The 15,602-nt window shown below is 68.2% G+C and carries 13 protein-coding genes; 6 read left to right on the forward strand and 7 right to left on the reverse strand.

Features of this window, described 5'->3' with window-relative positions:
- Positions 1-775: 775 nt before the first annotated feature.
- From AB0H28_RS13210 to AB0H28_RS13220, 3 genes are all read right to left on the reverse strand, one after another.
- The gene (locus tag AB0H28_RS13210; RefSeq protein WP_358038257.1) at positions 776-1,588 is read right to left on the reverse strand and encodes a matrixin family metalloprotease; all 813 of its coding nucleotides are present in this window, start codon (positions 1,586-1,588) and stop codon (positions 776-778) included.
- A gap of 430 nt (positions 1,589-2,018) precedes the next feature.
- Positions 2,019-3,146: a cellulose binding domain-containing protein gene (locus AB0H28_RS13215; RefSeq protein ID WP_358038261.1), complete on the reverse strand. Its 1,128-nt coding sequence runs from the start codon at positions 3,144-3,146 to the stop codon at positions 2,019-2,021.
- Between the two features lie 403 nt (positions 3,147-3,549).
- Positions 3,550-5,397, reverse strand: coding sequence for a cellulase family glycosylhydrolase (locus AB0H28_RS13220; RefSeq protein ID WP_358038264.1), 1,848 nt, complete (start codon positions 5,395-5,397; stop codon positions 3,550-3,552).
- A 542-nt stretch (positions 5,398-5,939) separates the two neighbouring features.
- Between AB0H28_RS13220 and AB0H28_RS13225 the strand changes: the two genes are divergently transcribed.
- From AB0H28_RS13225 to AB0H28_RS13245, 5 genes are all read left to right on the forward strand, one after another.
- Entirely contained in the window at positions 5,940-6,689 is a 750-nt protein-coding gene (locus AB0H28_RS13225; RefSeq protein WP_358038267.1) for a lysozyme, read from the forward strand.
- A gap of 234 nt (positions 6,690-6,923) precedes the next feature.
- Complete coding sequence (locus AB0H28_RS13230; RefSeq protein WP_358038270.1) at positions 6,924-7,493, forward strand: NlpC/P60 family protein; 570 nt, start codon at positions 6,924-6,926, stop codon at positions 7,491-7,493.
- 208 nt (positions 7,494-7,701) lie between these two features.
- Complete coding sequence (locus AB0H28_RS13235) at positions 7,702-8,256, forward strand: peptidoglycan DD-metalloendopeptidase family protein (RefSeq protein WP_358038273.1); 555 nt, start codon at positions 7,702-7,704, stop codon at positions 8,254-8,256.
- A gap of 136 nt (positions 8,257-8,392) precedes the next feature.
- Positions 8,393-9,127 carry a hypothetical protein gene (locus tag AB0H28_RS13240; protein ID WP_358038276.1) on the forward strand — a complete coding sequence of 245 codons (735 nt, stop codon included), beginning with the start codon at positions 8,393-8,395 and terminating at the stop codon, positions 9,125-9,127.
- Positions 9,128-9,431: 304 nt separating this feature from the next.
- Positions 9,432-9,635, forward strand: coding sequence for a hypothetical protein (locus AB0H28_RS13245; protein ID WP_358038279.1), 204 nt, complete (start codon positions 9,432-9,434; stop codon positions 9,633-9,635).
- A gap of 220 nt (positions 9,636-9,855) precedes the next feature.
- Here the strand turns inward: AB0H28_RS13245 and AB0H28_RS13250 are convergent, their stop codons facing one another.
- From AB0H28_RS13250 to AB0H28_RS13265, 4 genes are all read right to left on the reverse strand, one after another.
- Complete coding sequence (locus tag AB0H28_RS13250; protein WP_358038282.1) at positions 9,856-10,905, reverse strand: glycoside hydrolase family 43 protein; 1,050 nt, start codon at positions 10,903-10,905, stop codon at positions 9,856-9,858.
- Positions 10,906-11,030: 125 nt separating this feature from the next.
- The gene (locus AB0H28_RS13255) at positions 11,031-11,807 is read right to left on the reverse strand and encodes an SDR family oxidoreductase (protein ID WP_358038285.1); all 777 of its coding nucleotides are present in this window, start codon (positions 11,805-11,807) and stop codon (positions 11,031-11,033) included.
- Entirely contained in the window at positions 11,789-12,868 is a 1,080-nt protein-coding gene (locus tag AB0H28_RS13260; protein WP_358038288.1) for a hypothetical protein, read from the reverse strand. Before AB0H28_RS13260 ends, AB0H28_RS13255 begins: the two co-directional genes overlap by 19 nt.
- 94 nt (positions 12,869-12,962) lie before the next feature.
- Positions 12,963-13,586 (reverse strand): TetR/AcrR family transcriptional regulator, encoded by a 624-nt coding sequence (locus AB0H28_RS13265; protein ID WP_358038291.1) that lies wholly within the window; start codon positions 13,584-13,586, stop codon positions 12,963-12,965.
- Between the two features lie 63 nt (positions 13,587-13,649).
- Between AB0H28_RS13265 and AB0H28_RS13270 the strand changes: the two genes are divergently transcribed.
- Positions 13,650-15,593 carry a hypothetical protein gene (locus AB0H28_RS13270; RefSeq protein WP_358038294.1) on the forward strand — a complete coding sequence of 648 codons (1,944 nt, stop codon included), beginning with the start codon at positions 13,650-13,652 and terminating at the stop codon, positions 15,591-15,593.
- Positions 15,594-15,602 lie beyond the last annotated feature (9 nt).

The following is a 15,602-nucleotide window of genomic DNA, read 5'->3' on the forward strand; positions in this document are numbered from 1 at the left end:
CCGCCGAACACGAGGCCCTACACGCGATGACCCACCCGGTCACCGCACCCCTGAAAACCAGCTAACCAACTCTCCACCAAACCCGGGGCTTGACACAAATTCGCACCCCCGCTGGGCCAATGTGCCGGTCGGGGACCAGCACCGCGACACCGGGCACGGCTGCCGTGAGACCGCACCGTCAAGGCATTGACCGTCCAGACCTGCGGCGGCTTCAGCTTTCCATACGCCCAGCAGGCCGTCCGGATCACCCGCATGCGCACCGTGGCCGGCAAGCGAACTTAGGAGATGGCCCACCTGGTGGCGTCCCTGCCCGCCGCTCACGCCCAGCCCGCTGACCTGTGGGAATGGGCACGGCTGGAATGGCACATCGAGAACCGGCTGCACTGGGTCCGCGACGTGCCCTTCGGCGAGGATGCCCACCGGGCCCGTACCGGCACAGGACCCGCCGTCGCAGCGGCCCAGCGCAACACCGCCATCGGACTCCACCGCGGCAACGGAGAGACCAACATCGCCCGAGCCACCCGACGCTCCCACGACCTCATCACCACCGTGACCAGCAGCTACCCGACTACGCAAATGACCTTGGCGAGCCCCAGAGCCCACTGCCGGTCCGGCCGGCCATCAGCGGTCGCCTCACCCCCTGCGGTTTACGACCCTTGGGCTTGGCCCTCCAGGCTTCGACGAAGGCCCCAGGACAGACGGATCGGGCAGCCGATGTGCGCGGTCGCTCGACCCGCGTGCCTGGCGCTTCATGTGCTCGGCTCGGGCTGCCTGTTTAGCGTCGTCCGTAGAGGTCAAGCAGGCCGCGTAGGTCTCCGCGTCCGAGGGTGCGCTTGCCGAAGGTGCAGGCGGCGATAGAGGGGTACATGGTCGAGGCGGTGTCGGCGCTGCTGTGGCCGAGTCCGAAGGTGTGTCCTCGTTCGTGGGTCATGACGCTGGTGAGGTCCCAGGCGTTGGTGCAGCCGGATGCGTGGTCGGTCCAGCGGAAGCGGGTGTTGATCAGGGCATCGGAGGCGAGCGCGCGTCCGCCGTTGTGGTAGGTGCAGGTGACGGCGAGGATGGTGGTGGAGTTGATGGTGCCCCAGCCGGTGACATTGCGGCCGTCGTTGCCGGTGCAGGCGCCTGAGGTGGACAGTTGCGGTCGTGTGGTGGTGCGGCCGCGGTAGCTGTGGTAGGCGCGTGGACGTCCGGTCATGCCGCAGTCGTTGTGGCCCTGGGTGATGTTGGTGGTGGCGGCGCGCAGGTCGTCCTCGGCGCGGCCGTACACCCCGGCGGCGACGTTGCTGGAGTTGTACCACCACTGGTAGGTGGTGGTCCAGCGGTAGCCGGCCCGGTTGTAGGCGCTGCTGCCGCAGGCTGATGACGTGCTGATCGCTCCGGGTCCGGCATCGGTCGGGCTGATGCGGATCGCGCCGGACTGGTCTCGGGCGACGGTGAGGTGGCGGGCGCCGGTGGTGGTGAGCACGTCGACGCTGACGTGTTCGCCGGGCGCCGGCAGGCGGGTCGCGGCGACCCCGTCGGTGACGACGACGTCGTTGACGTCGCACGTCGTTGGGGCACTGGCATCGGTGACGTCGGTGACTGACACGGTGACGCCTGGCTTGCACCATGAAGGGCTGGTCTTCGCCGAGGCCGGTGACGCCGCGGTGATCTGTGTCGTGATGAGCGCTGCCGCAGTCAGCGCGCAGCTCAGGATCCGTCTCACCGGGGTCCTCTCGGTCGGGGTCGGCCAGCTGAGGGGGCGACCATGTTTGTCGTCCCGGCCAGTAAATTAATGAACGTGGATATTTGTCAAGAGTGCAACTCCGCCACAGCCGCCCGGTCCATTTCAGACGGCGACGGCAGGTGAATCATCACCTGATGGCGCCGTCAGGACACCCCGACCAAGGCCGCCGTCTGCCCTCGACCCACGCACCCGCGCCAGATGGGACCCTCTGCCAGCCGGCTCCTACCTCGATGCCTGAATGAGGGGCGTGACGAACCGGTCACGCCCCTCATCAAGGATGTGGATGGCAGTGTCAGGCTCGGCTGCAGGTGACTCCGTTGAGTGAGAAGCTGGTCGGCGACGCATACTTGCCGCTCAGCTTTGCCTCGTATCCGAAGTTCGCGGTACTCCCGGGGGCGATCGACCCGTTGAAGCTCACGTTCCGCGCGCTGACCGTGGACCCGTTCTGTGTGACGGTGGCGTTCCACGCGTTGGTGACCTGCTGGCCGGTCGGCAGTTTGTAGGTCAAATTCCAGCCGTTGATGGTCCTGGCTCCCCGGTTGGTGATCGTCACGTCGGCGGTGAAGCCGTTGTTCCAGACGCTGGCCCGGGTGTACTTCACCGCGCAGGCGGTCGTCGAGGGCGGGGTGGTCGGCGGCTTCGTGGTGGGCGGGGTGGTCGAGCCGCCCATGACGCTGGCGGAGAAGGACGTCACGCCGAGGCCGGTGCCGCCTTTCCACGGTTCGAAGCCGGCCTGGATGCTGGTGAGGTACCAGCTGTTGGTGATCGCGCCCCGGTTGCGGGTGTCGGTGATGAATGCCAGCAGGTTGAGGTTCGCGGTGCTGATGGCGGATGGGGCCAGGTAGGAGATGACGTTGTTGGCGCCGTTGCTGCCGCGCCAGACCTGCCAGCTGCGGCCGTCGATGGTGGCGTTGCCGACGGGTGAACCGATGGGCTGGATCGGGCCCTGGCGGTTGAGCCAGATCATGATCTCCATCTGGTTGACCCCGTCCCGCTTGGGCGAGGGGTCGAGCCAGATGTCGTACGAGGCGTTGTAGGTGGCCCCGCTGACGTACTTGTACTTGATGCTGCTGGTGGCGCTGCTGATTCGGCTGACCTGGATCGGCAGGTTCGTGCCGGGAGAGCAGTTGGTGTAGTGGCAGCCGAGGTAGACCGACGGGTACGACACCGGCGCGCCGTTGGTTGGTGAGGAGCCCTGCTGGGTGGTGATCTCGAAGCCGGTGCTGGTCACGTTGATGCACTGTCGGGCGGTGGTGCCCCAGCGGTTGTTCTGCACCACGTACCGGTTTTGGATCGTGGTGGAGCCGTACTGCTCGCAGATCTGGGTGTCGGCGGAGGCGGTGCCGCCGAGTGCGACGGCGACGATCGACCCGGCGGCCAGCAGGCCGGCCGCGGCGATGCCCCGGAGGGAACGTTTCATGATGCTCCTTGATTATGCGGGGTCCCGAGTGGCGACAGGCATGGCGGAGCGCTGCCAGCTCGAGCGCGCATTGCCATGCCTGCGAATCAAGCTGGAAGTCGCAGGTCAGAGGCGATCGGACTCAACCGGAGTCTCGGGGCAGGTCAGGGTCGGGTCTGTCGCGGGCGAGCAAACCGGACCTGGCCCGGCCGGCCCGCCCGCGAGTTGCACTGAGCGGCTGCGCGATGGTCGTCGAAGATGGCGGGCCCTTTCGCGCAGACCCGGTTGTACGCCTTGGCGACGTTGGTGTCGAACGTGCTGCTGGTGTCGTAGCTGGCGGTCCCGCGGTGCGCGAGCACCACGAGGGGTGATCGCGTCGGAGACGCCGGGCGGGCAGCAGCCCGCTGAGCGACTGGGGCGCCGGTCACGACGCCGTGCAGCTCAGCGTCGTCGGCACGGTGCCCGGACCGGTGCCGGTGAAGCCGAAGCTGGTGACCGCTCCGGCGGCGAGTTGGCCGTTGTGCGGCTCGTTGCGGACGGTCAGCTTTGCGCCGGCGACGGTGAGCGTGCCGTTCCACACCGAGGAGATGGTGGTGCCGCTCGGGCTGGTCCAGGTCACCGTCCAGCTGTTCGTCGTGGCGGTGCCGGTGTTCTTGACGGCCACCTCGCCCTGGAATCCGCCCTGCCAGGTGTTGGTCAGCGCATATGTCGCCGTGCACCCGCCGCTGCCGCCGCCACCGGCCGGTGTGGTGATCGTTCGGCCCGCGGATGCGGCCGAGACGTTCCCGGCCGCGTCTCGCGCCCTGACCGTGAACGTGTACGTGGTGGCCGCGCTGAGGTTGCCGGCCTGGTAGGTGGTGCCGGATACGGTGCCGACAACGGTCGCCGGGCCGGTCCCGGTCGCGCGCAGCACGTCGTAGGAGACGACGCCGACGTTGTCGGTCGAGGCGGCCCAACTGAGCTTGGCGGTGCCGGCGGTCACGTCGGTCACCGTCGGACGGCCAGGGACGGTCGGCGCGACGGTGTCGTCCGCACCGCCGCCGGCGTAGCGCTCGGTGAGGTTGATGCTCGTCGTCGACGCGGTGCCGCCGAGGCGTACCTGGTGGTCGAGGCTGACGAACTTGCCGTTGTGCTGCCACAGGGTCGGCTTGAGGATCTGGTTGTACTTCGTCTCGTCCCAGGTCTTCCAGTCGTCGAGCAGCAGGCCGCCGGTGTCACCGGAGTTGGGGTTCAGGCACCAGAAGGTGTGGTGCAGCTTGCGCTCGGCGATCAGGTCGCGCAGCGCCTTGAGCCACTTGTCCTGCCGGGCGTCCTGGCCGAGCCGGCCGCCCCACTCGCCGATCAGCAGCGGCGCGGTCCTGTCTTCGTGGAGGTAGAGCCAGTTCGGCCGCCACACGTCGTTGGTCAGCGAGGTCTTGTCGAACTCACCGGCGAACCAGGGCTGTTCGAAGACCAGCGGCCCGTAGTCGTGCGGCGAGTAGACCAGCTGGTCCTGGTTGGCGCCCAAATTGACCGGGTGGTCCTTCGCGCCGCGCAGGTTGCCGCCCCACCAGTTGTTGTAGTAGTTCGGGCTGCGGTCGGGGTTGTTCGGCGGCGAGTCCCAGCTCTTGCCCGGCCGCGGGTACGTCTCGATGCCCTCGCACATAATCAGGACCTTGGGATTGATCGCCAGGATCCGCCGGCCGGCCGTCTGACACGCGTGCTTGAAGTTGTCCTGGTCGGTGCTGGAATCCCACTTCGCGCGCGGAGACGTGCCCGCCTGTCCGTGCGGCTCATTCTTGATGTCCATCGCCACGATGGTGTCGTTGCTCTTGTACCGGGCGGTGACCCATTCCCAGCCCTGGTAGAACTTCTCCGGGGTGATGGTGCCCTTCCACCACACCGGGTAGATGTGCCCGGAGTTGTCGGCCTCGGCGCTGTGCACGTCGAGCATGACCTTCAAACCGTACTTCTCACACAGCCGCAGCCAGTGGTCGAAGATCTGCAGGTTGTTCATCCCGGCCAGCTCCGGGTTGGCCGCGAGATTGACATTCGGCATCACCGTCTGCCCGGCCCTCCACTCCAGCAGCAGCTGAGTGGAGACCGGCACCCGCACGATGTTGATGCCGCGTACGGCCATCTGCCGGGTGATGGTCTCGATGTTGCCGCTCCACAGGCCGTGAAAGACCCGCTCGGTGGCGTTGAAGCCGAACCAGTTGGTCCCGGTGAGCCAGACCTGATTACCGGACTCATCGACGATCTTGTTGCCGTTGGCGTGCAGCCAGTCTGCCATCGGCGCCACAGCCGGGGCCGGGGCGGCGGGCGGGGACGCTGCCGTGGCGGCCGGTGGGACCACGAGTCCGGCGACGGCGAGGGCCACCGCTGCGGCGACCCATCTACGTGCGCGTACCTGCATGTCCTGTCCTTTGCTGGTGGTGGGGCGGGAAGGCTGGGCGTCCTGCGGCAGACATGGGACGGTCCAGCATCTGGGAGCGCTTCCACCGACAACGGTAGAGTTCTACGCTCCTCAATGGAAGGGGTGCGAGCGCAACAGTCCCACTTAACCGATTCAGCGGAGTCGATCGCAGAGGATGGGCGCAGGGTGGGCGCACCCAGCCTGATCGACGCGACGAGTGCCCGTGTCGCGAGTCCTTGAGCCGTCGCCGAGGCGCCCACCTTGGGATGCGCGCCCTCACGCATCTGCCGGTGCGCTCGGATACCCGGTCCGCCACCACGAGACGGTAGTGGAATATGTTGCCGCCGATGATTGTGATCTAGAAGCTTTCCTACAACCATGACGCCGATAGAAACTTGCCGATGGAGTTGAGGAGTGTCATGGCACCGATCCGTCCCCGGATGCGTCGCATCCTCGCCGCCGCCCTGACCCTGACCGCGACCGCCGCCACGCTGGTCGCCGTCACCGCCACCCCCGCACAGGCCGCCACCACACCCGGCATCGACGTCTCCCGCTACCAGGGCACGATCAACTGGACCAGCGTGCGCAACTCCGGCATCCAGTTCGCCTTCATCAAGGCCACCGAAGGCACCAGCTACAAAGACCCGAACTTCAACCGCAACTACGTCGCCGCCTACAACGCCGGTGTCATCCGCGGCGCCTACCACTTCGCCCTGCCCAACCGCTCCAGCGGCGCCGTCCAGGCCCGCTACCTGGCCAGCAACGGTGGCGCCTGGTCCGCCGACAGCCGCACCCTGCCCGCCGCCCTCGACATCGAGTACAACCCCTACGGGCCCTCGTGCTACGGCCTGAGCCAGTCGGCGATGCGCACCTGGATCGCCGACTTCCTCAACACCTACCGTGCGCGGACCGGCCGCTACGCCGTCATCTACACCACCACCAACTGGTGGAGCACCTGCACCGGCAACTGGCGCGGCCCCTGGGCCAACCACCCCCTCTGGATCGCCCGATGGGCCAGCAGCCCCGGCACGCTACCCGCCGGCGCCCCTTTCTGGAGCTTCTGGCAGTACACCGCCAGCGGCCGCGTCCCCGGCGTCAGCGGCGACGTCGACCGCAACTACTTCAACGGCAACCGCAGCCGCCTCATCGCCCTGGCCAACAACCGATAAACCCGCACGACCTACCTACGCCGTAGGTAGTCGGTGCTTGGCGGCTCTGGCCAACCACGACCCCTCCAGCCACTCCGGCAGACTCGACCGCCACCTGCGCGGGACATCGGGTCCCCAACGGGGTCACTGGCCGCCGACTTCCATCTGCGCGCGTCGGCATGCCTTCGCCCGCGCATGAGACAGACGGTATCGGTCTGTCTCTCGATTCCATCACCGCCTAGAAATCGAGGAAGCATGACACACATCATGCGAGCCGCACTCGCAGCGATCACCGTGACGGCCCTGGCATTGACCGGTCCCGGCGCTCCCGCACACGCCGGCGGACAGGCGCAGCAGGATGCGCAGGTTATCGAGTCAGCGCCGACGACCATGGCGTCGCGAGTGCGCGACGCGGTGGTCGCGGCGGCCAAGAACCGGCTGGGCCGCCCCTACAAGCTCGAGTACGGCTGGACCTGCCGGGAAAGCGCCATGGACTGCGAGTGCTTCAACCGCAACGCCATCTGGCACGGCACCCTCAACGCCACCGGACGCGGACTACAGCTCAACTACTGGCTGCAGGGCCAGATCAACCAAGGCCGCCGCGTCACCAACCCACGCCCCGGCGATCTCGTCTTCTGGGACACCAACAAACGTGACGGCATCCGCTACGGCGGCGACCTCGACCACACCGGCATCTACATCGGCAACAACAAAGTGATCAACGCCAACGCCTACTACGGCAAGGTCGTCACCCAGAGCGTCACCCTCGGCGGCACCCAACGCGACCCGCTGTTCATCGACGTCCTCACCCCCAACGGCTACTGAACCACCTCGCACCGGTGGCGACGAGACCGATCAGACCGACAGGCCGCATCGCCTGCCCCACCTTCCGATGTGGGCCGCCACGATCACGCGCGGCGGCACCTCGCCCACAGGAACCTCGCGTCCGAACTCGCGTTCACCTAGCCGGGCCGTGTGACACACCCTGTCTCCCGGCGCTCCCGCCCGCACCACACCGTATGGAGGATGCACCATGCCATCGTTTTGGCGCCGCTGGCGCTTCGCACTGGCGGCAACCCTCGCCGCAGCCCTGATCCTGCTCATGGCCCCGCCGGCCACCGCCGCTCCGCTCCCGGCCGGCACGTGGTGGGGAGTGGAGAACGGCCGCACCACCTCCAGCTACAACCAGTACTTCCCGGGTTACCGCTTCGGCTGCCAGGGCGATCAGCGCCACAAAGGCGTCGACGTCGGCGCCCCCACCGGTAGCCGCATCTACGCCTGGGGACCCGGTCGCGTCGTCGGCCGCGGCTACGACCCCGGCGGTTACAACCGGTGGATCCAGGTCTACTTCCCCTCGGTCAACATGAGCCTGACCCTCGGCCACCTGCTCGACGGCTCCGAACTGCGCGTCGGCCAAACCTTCACCAAGGGCACCAGATGGGCCAAGATCGGCACCAAGGCCGACGGCCTCAACCACCGCCACGTGCACTTCCGGGCCGCACGCGGCAACCACGGCGCCGCACCCATCGGCCCCTGCGAAGACATGAACCCCTTCATCATCTGGAACGCGCTGGGCCTCCCCTCCTGACACCCGCCGCCGGCCGGCCGCAGCGCACACGCTGCGGCCGGCCGGAAGGGAACCAGCCGACCAAGGCGGTGTGACCAGCGAGCGGCGTCGCACGCAGCTGATTAAGGTGAATTCGCGACTGGAAGAAGGAGACGTCATGCTCCGCACGACCTCGAACTCGCCGCCCGCGCGCTGTTCCCCTGCCCGCCGAGGCGCAACCGTCGCGGTGGCCGCGACCCTGCTTACGCTGACCAGCTCATGCAATTCGGAGCAGACCGGAGTCGCTGACAACGGCTCGACCGCCCCCAGCCCGAGAGCCACCACCAAGACCGGCGCGACACCCACGACCGCTTCAACCACGATCGACGGCAACACACCGTTCACGACGACCACGAGCTCGACGAGCGCCCCGACCCACGCTCCCGCGTTCCCGAGTCGGCACCTGTTGCTGTCCCCGGACTACCTGAAGGACGTGCCGTCAGACGGCAGGCGGTGGACGGTCGTCACGGAGGGCAAGCAGTACCGCTGGACCGGCTGCCAGCAGACCAGCGGCCCGCCTGCCGAGGTATCGACCGTGCTGTCAGTCACATCGTCTCAAGCCGGTTCCGGCGGGGCCTTACTGACCCAGGTCCTCGAGTGGTCGCCCACCCCTTGGCGCTGTGCAGGCAAAGGCTGGAGCGCGCCCACCGGCACGCAGGACGTCATCATTCAGCGCTACAACGACCCGAAGGGCAGCCCATTCGCCGTCTACCGCATCATCGCCGAGCACGACGGCGTATGGAGCACCATCCGCGCCAGCTTCGGTGAGACGATGAAGGCCGACGACGAGGCCGGCGACCTCGGCGTCGCCTCCATCCGACGGCTGACGGGCCTACCACCGACCGCACAATGAGAACACGCCACTCCGCAAGATCCTGATTGCTTGACGTACCGAGCTGGTACCCAGGAAAGTCCGAGATGATTCACCTTCCAGAATTCCCGGGATTGGCACCCTGACCGACCCGAAACGCCGCGCTGTGCCGTCAACGAAACTGGACGTGCTGTCCGAGCAGGCCAGCGATCTCGTCGCCGAAAGCCACCAGACCCAGGCGTTCAGCCAGTTCACCCGCTTGCTGGGCACCGTCCGGCAGCGGTAGGAAACAGCTGGCATCCGCTGCTGCTACCACCTCGACGGGTCCACCAGCGACCGGGCGACGGTGCTCGCCAAGTTCAAGACCCGGCTCAAGGCCCGCAAGGCCGAACTGTTCGGGAGCCTCCTCGACGGCGGCGACTTCGCCTCCGCGCAGCTCACCGCCGCCGACATCCGAGACCTGCATGAAAAGCACCTCGTGGCAACCCTCACACCCGACGCGACGATCGAACCGGGAGTGTCGATTTTTGTGTTCGGGCCTGTGGTGTGACCGATGCTGTTAGATGGCGATCCGGTCGCCGTAGGAGAGGATCAGGGCGTTGAGGCCGCCCCAAAAATGGGAATCGACACGCTTTAACGACCTCGTGCTGATCCGTGCGCGAAGGGAAGCGGCCAAGTGCGTCGTCTTCGGCCATGGGCAATCGCGCAGTCGCTACCGGCCAGTCGCCGGTGGCCGGTAGCACGAGTGCTCCGGCCATCGGCGTCGCTGGTCATTCGCCGGCGGGTGCCTGTTGGGCGCTGGTGGTCGGTGCGCCGAAGACGGGCGCTCCGAGGGTGTCGTAGGTGATGCGCTGCACGTGCAGGTTGCGGTTGGTGCCGCAACTCTGTTCGGGGCCGTTGTTGGCGTGGTAGGCGAGCCAGTCGGTGCCGTCGGCCGCGCGGAAGATACTGTTGTGTCCCGGGCCGTACACGTTCTGCGCAGGGTTCTTGGTGAACACCGGCCCCTGCGTCTTGACCCAGGACGCGGGGTCGAGCAGGTTGCTGTATTCCCCGGCGGTGAGCAGGCCGAGCGCGTAGTCGTCGGTGGTGCAGTTCGAGCCGGAGAAGGTCATGAACAGCCGGCCGTTGCGCTTGACGACGTACGGTGCCTCGTCCACCGCGGTGCCCTGCGTCTCCCAGGTGGCGGTGGGTGAGGAGAGCAGGACGCGCGGGCCGGTCAGGGTGGTGGGGCTGCTCATCTCGGCCAGGTAGATGCGCGAGACGAAGTCGAAGGTGCTCGCTCGGCCGGACCAGGCCAGGTAGCGCTTGCCGTTGTTGGTGAAGACCGTTCCGTCGATGGCCCAGTGGTCGCCGCCGGGGGTGACGATGCGCCCCTTGTTGACCCAGGTGCCGCTGAACGGGTCGGCCGAGGTGTTCTCCAGCACGAACAGCCGGTGCTCGGTGGAGAAGCCGAAGAACGACGACGGCGCACCGGTGAAGTAGATGTACCACTTGTTGTCGATTCTGTGCATCTCCGGTGCCCAGATGTCCACCGTATAGCCGGTGAAGGGTTGGGCGTTGAAGACGGTCTTGACCTGCGCCGCGCCGAGCCCGACCAGCGTCGGGGAGCGCTTGATCTGAATCTTGTCGAGGCCGGTGGAGAGCAGGTAGTAGTAGCCGTTGACGTAGGTGATCTGCGGATCGGGGGCGTTGGTGGCGATCGGGTTGGTGAAGGTGGAGGCTGCGCGGGCCGGCGCCGACGGCCAGGCCACTGTCATGGTCAGGCTAACGAGCAGGGCGAGGACCGCGGCAACCGCCGGGCGTCGCGTCGTGGAGGGCACGGGGGTTCCTTCCGGTGGTGGGCGACCGTCCGGTCGGACGGCCGGTGGTACTCGGTGCGGGGGCACCGGGATCGTGGGACGAGGTGGCTCGGTGCGCCAACAGAGGAGGGTCGGCCCGTGGTTCCTCAGCCGGTGAGGCGACGTTCGTACTCGACTCGTTCGGCGGGATTGCCGGCGGTGAGCTGGTTGGGCACGCTGTGTCGCCACAGCCACTGCCCGGCCGGGGCGGGCAGGCCGGCGACCAGACGGGCGAACAGGCCGAGCCGAGCGGGGACGTACGTCTCGAAGCGTGGCCGGCGGAGCACCCGGAGCACCGCTTCGGCGACCTCGTCGGGGCGCAGGCGGGCGACGGCGCCATGATCCGTTCCTCGGGCGAGTTCGGTGTCCACCACCGCCGGCAGGACGAGGCTCACCTCGACGCCGGTGCCGCGTAGTTCCTCCCGGGCGACCATCGCGTAGCCCAGGACGGCGTGCTTGGTGGCGGCGTAGGTGGCCGCACCGGGAGCGGGCACCCGGCTGGCGGAGGAGGCGATGGTGACGAGGTGCCCGTGCCCCCGGGCCCGCATTCGCGGCGCGCTCAGCCGGAAGCCGTTGATGACACCCCGCACGTTGACCGCGAGCTGCGCGTCGGTGGCGGCTGCCGGCTCGTCGGCGAAGGGGCCGACCCACATGACTCCAGCGTTGTTGACGAGGACGTCGACGGGGCCCAGGTCGCGTTCGACGTTGTCGAGGAAGGCGCGGAACGAGTCGGGGTCGGTGACGTCCAACTCGTAGTCACCACCGGTCAGGTCACCCGCGGCCACCCGCCAGCCGGTCGCGCGGAGCCGGGCCACGGTCGCCGCCCCGATTCCGCGGGCGCCACCGGTGACGGCGACGACCGGGTTCACTGGATTCGTCCGCACGACAGTCCGCCGCGGTACACCGTCGGGCGCACCCCCTGCCGACGCCACGGCAGCACCTCCGTCGACGGCAGGATGTTCAACCAACCCTCCTGCGTGCTGCCCACGTCCGCGAGCAACTTTTCCTTGACCATCGAGTCGTACTGGTCGACGGAGTCCTCAAGGGTGTTGGCGTTGGGCACCACCTCCCACCCCATTGCTGTCGCGTACCCGCGCAGCGAGCGGATCGAGGATCGGTCCGGTTGCCAGTTGTCGGCGCAGACCCCGTTCTCCGAGGACACCCAGACCCCGTCGGAGGTGTGCAGCACCAGGCTCTGGTTGCCGTCGGTGTGACCGGGGGTGCGCACCAGCGCCACACCCACGCCCAGCTCGACATCCGCCTCCACTTCCAGCAGCCGGTCCTCACGGGCGTGGGCGAAGCCGTCCTCGACGTACCACGGCCACTGCATCGGGTGGGGGTCGCGCAGGGTGTCCACCTCGCGGCGTTGGCAGACGAAGGTTGCCCTGGGCAGGATCGGCTCGCGCGGCGCCGCCTCCCCGGCGAGGGCGACCGTCGTGCCGAGGTGGTAGCGGGGGTCCTGGACGTGCAGGTGGTCGAAGGCGGCGAAGTCGACGGCGAAGGGCGCGAGGTTGAGGGTGGCAAGAGCGCTGACCGGGGTGTGGTACTCCCGGGAGAACACCCGTTCGGTCAACCATCTCGGGTAGCCCGCGCTGAGTTGCCGGTAGAAGGGCGCCTGCCGGGTGCCCGCGCCGACGGCCGGCGACCACACCAGGAGCCGCTCGGCGCCGGCGAAGTCGTGGAACCGGACCACCACGAGCCGGTTCTCCATGAACACGTAGGGGCCGAGGCCGCGTACCGCGCCGGCGAAGGCGTACCTGGTGGGGTAGGGCACGTAGCCGATAGGTACGGTGCGCACGCCCAGCACGGTGCCCTGCGCCACGAAACGGGCCTTGAAGGTCGATGCGGCCTGCCGGATGGCGCGGAGGCGTGCGCCGCGGGGCCACTCCGGCAGGTCGGCGAACTCGGGAATGGGGCGGACGGCTGCTGCCTCGCGGATGGCCATGGGATCGACGGTAGGACCGAAGGCTTCATTTGACAAGAGAGGCTTGTCAAATCGATGTATGTGGTTCAGGCTCGGACTATGCCCCCCAGCCTCCTCAGGGTCCGGACAGGGCCGCACCGAGCACACGCACCGCCTCCTCCACCACCTCGTCGATGTCGGCGGCGTACCGTCCGGCGACCCAGTCGAGGATCAACTCGTTCGCCGCTCCCATCACCGCCACCGCCGCGAGGGCGAAATTGGTTCGCCGGGGAATCAGACCGGCAGCGGCCATCTGCTCGAACTCATGCCTGGCCAGGTCGATGAAGGCGTCCACCCCGGCCTGACGGCGTCGCTCGACGGCCGGGCTGATACCGAACGGTCGCGTGTACTTCACCCGGGCACGTCGTGGATCGGCCACCGTCCACTGGATGTAGGCGGACAGTGCCGCCCGGGCGCGGGCGACGGCGTCCTCGGCGGCGGCGCTCAGTGCCTCGGCTGCCACCCGGACCGATTCGTCGTTCAGCTCGTCGAGGAGCGCGATGAACAACTCCTCGCGGCCCTTGAACACCCGGTAGAAGTCCCGCGCGGTGATGCCCGCCGCACTGCTCAACTGCTCGATCGACGTGCCGTGGAAGCCACGACTGGCGAAGAGTTCCAGCCCGGCGTCCAGCAGGCGTCGGCGACGATGCGCCAGCCGCTCTTCCACCGACAGGCCGCCGTACGTCCGCTTGCCACTCACCTGCCGACCCTATCTCCCGGCACCTTCCGAACCGTCCCGTCCCCGCATCCGGAGGAAATTGCCATGTCAGCGTCCCACCACACCGGACCGCCCCCACCGCCCACCGGACGGCTCGCCCGACGCACTTTGCTCGGCGCCGCCGGCGCGATTCCGCTGGCCGCGGTGCTGGCTCCCGGCCTGACCTCGACGGCGGCCGGCGCGTCGGCCATCGAATACCCCACCTGCCCCGCCTGGCTCGAAGGCACCCCCGGCGGCTGCGGTCTGCAGCCGCCGCCATACCCGCACGGCGACCCGACGGCGATCGCCGCTCAGGCGCAGCAGCTCTCCGACCGCCTGGCCACGTACATCGACGACTGGTTCGCCGGCCGGGTGCCCGCCACCCTGCCCGCCGACCTGGTGCCCAGCGGCCGGCCAGCCGGCATCGGCACCTTCGTCCTCCAGCGGCCCGACCAGGTCGATCCGGCGAAGCAGTGGGTGATCCGGCCGAGCGCACCCTTCTCCATCTTCGACTCGCCGTCGTACTTTCCGGACCCGCACGTGACCTACCTGATCCTGCCCTCGCTGTACGCCCCGTTCGGCACCACCGCCGTCATCCGCGGCAAATTCCCGCACGCGCGGTACTTCAACGTGCAGGTATCACCCCCGTTCGACCCGAAGACCATCTACTACGGCGCGCAACGCGGCCTCGGCGTCGGCGAGGTGGGCATCGTCGACGCGGACATCCAACCCGATCCCGGCAGCGTCAATCCCTACCAGGTCAACGCGGACCGGCGGGCGACCAACCGCGACTACACCGTCCGGATCAAGCTCGGCAAGGGTGACCCGGTCGCCCTCAACGGCAACGCCAACAAGCCGCCGTACTTCCGCGGCACCAACGACCGGGTCGGCGGAGCGATCGAGTACACCGGCCCCTGGGGCGGCACCCCTGGATACCCCATCCCGGCCGGCGGCGGCGCCGGCCACCTCACCACCGGCAACATCTGGATCCGGTACTACGCTCCCGACCACGGCACCGCGCCACTCGCCGGGGTGCCGCTACCGAAGATCCTCTACCGGTTGCCAGACGGTCGGGAGTTCTTCATCCAGGCCGACTTCTCCGCCTTCGACCGCGAGGTCAGCGAGCGCGGGCCGATCACCTGGACCGCGCCCGCGCAGCCCGAGGAACGATACGGCCCGGACTTCGGCTGGTACAAGGAGTACGGAGTGCTGCGCACGGTCATGCAGGCACTCGCTCCCTCACTCAAGCCGTTCGAGACCGAGGCCCAGCGCAGAGCCTGGGTACGCCAGTACGACGCCGGCGTCAACGGCCACGGCGAACATCTCGGTCCCCACTACGACTACGACCACGCCGCCACGGAAGTCGTCGACATCGACTACCTGACCCGGCGGATGGGCTGCCAGGCCGGCATGGTCGTCGTCCTCACCGGACGGCTCCCCACCACCCCCCGCACCCGCAACGGCGAGGCGACCATGACCGCCGCCCAGGCCCGATACTGGTCACTGACCTCGTACTCGCAGGACCTGTCGCTGACGAAGTCGGGGCAACTGCTACCCGGCATGCCGATCACCTCCCTGATGGACGACGAGATCACCGTCGACAGCGAGGGCAGGTACGTCATCCTGCTCTCCCGGACCACCGACCGCCCGTCCAACGCCACCCGCGCCAACGGCGTCACCTGGGCCGACTGGGGCCCTGTCGGCACCGTGGGAATGACCGTCCGCTGGATGTCGGTCGGCCCGGAGTGGACCTTCTGCAGAGCGCCCGACCAGAATCACCTCGGCTGGCGAGCCGACGGCTCATCGGCCAACTACGACGCCAAACTCGTCGGACGCAACCGGCGCACCGACTTCCTCGGTGACTACCAACCCGTCATGCACTACCTGAGCCGGGGAGCCTTCGAAGCGCTGGGCAACCGCAGGATCAACCCCAGCGCCGTACCGAAGTGGCAGGACCTGTGGGGGCTCTTCCCCGGAGCCGGAGTGCCCACCGGCCCCGCCGAATGCTGAGCGGCCTCT

Origin of the sequence: Micromonospora sp. NPDC050980, assembly GCF_040653835.1 — a bacterium.
GTDB lineage: Bacteria > Actinomycetota > Actinomycetes > Mycobacteriales > Micromonosporaceae > Micromonospora.